We start from the raw sequence: 291 nt of genomic DNA on the forward strand, positions 1-291 counted from the left end.
GCGTACGTCTTTTGGTGCGCCGCCTTCAGGCCAGTCGTTTGCTTTAGCGGCAAATGCTGGGCGTGCTAGGTGGCTAAAGTAAAATGCAATATCAACGGCTTCTTTGTCAGTTAAAATACCTTCTTGGCCAAGTGGCATGTTGCCTTTTATAAATGCAGCTGCGGTATAAGTACGTGCCATACCTGCGCCGTCGTTAAATGAGTTATCGCCTGCTACTGCTGGGAACATATAAGTGCCACTAGGGTATAAACCTTTGGCGTCCATTTGATGGCAGCTTGCACAGTGCTGCGC

The 291-nt window shown here is 49.1% G+C and carries 1 protein-coding gene; it reads right to left on the minus strand.

From position 1 onward, the window contains the following. On the minus strand, nt 1–291 hold a 291-nt coding region (locus AAEY62_RS21770), incomplete at both ends, for a c-type cytochrome (protein ID WP_350636476.1).

Origin of the sequence: Pseudoalteromonas sp. GW168-MNA-CIBAN-0100, from assembly GCF_040309225.1 — a bacterium.
GTDB lineage: Bacteria > Pseudomonadota > Gammaproteobacteria > Enterobacterales > Alteromonadaceae > Pseudoalteromonas > Pseudoalteromonas arctica.